Origin of the sequence: Priestia sp. BR_2, from assembly GCF_041954005.1 — a bacterium.
Classification (GTDB): domain Bacteria; phylum Bacillota; class Bacilli; order Paenibacillales; family Paenibacillaceae; genus Paenibacillus_AQ; species Paenibacillus_AQ lautus_A.
The window spans coordinates 1-559 of record NZ_JAVFHM010000175.1 but is presented as its reverse complement, the minus strand read 5'-3'; the positions used below and the strand labels follow the sequence as shown (position 1 = coordinate 559).

Genomic DNA, 559 nt, shown 5'->3' with positions numbered 1-559 from the left:
TTTGGATGCATGGTGGGTCACGTCGTCAATTGGTATGCCTGCAACCGAGACCTCAGCAAAGGTCAAGTTAGCAAAGGAAGCCGTCACACGGTGGTTACGCGGGATGGATCCGTCGGCTACGGTGAAGTTATCAAAGGCATTCGGACCAAGGGGCCGGCTCTCGATGTATCCCTCGGCGATCAGGGAGCCGTTCAAGGACACCTCAGCGACGTTCGCGCCGGTGATAGTCCCTGCAGCGATATGGCTTCCTGTAACAGAACCGTCAGCCAGGGTAAAGTTATCAAAGGCATCCGGTCCAAGGTGTTTACTCTCGATGGAACCTTCGGCAATCTGGGAGCCGTACAAGGATCCCTTAGCTACGTTCGCGCCGGTGATAGTCCCTTCAGCAATTTGGCTTCCTGTTACAGAACCGTCGGCCAGGGTGAAGTTATCAAAGGCATCGGGTCCCAGGTGTTTGCCCGCCATGGACGCCTATGACAGGGTGAAGACAGAAAGAGCATACGTACCAAGGGGTTTTCTCTGGATGGAGCCTTCTCCAAACCGGCAGCCGTTCAGAGAT

Annotated in this window: 1 pseudogene; it reads right to left on the bottom strand. The window is 55.1% G+C overall.

What is annotated here, in order from left to right:
- Positions 1–465 (bottom strand): annotated as a pseudogene (locus tag RB298_RS08620) (hypothetical protein); the annotation flags it as partial.
- Positions 466–559 lie beyond the last annotated feature (94 nt).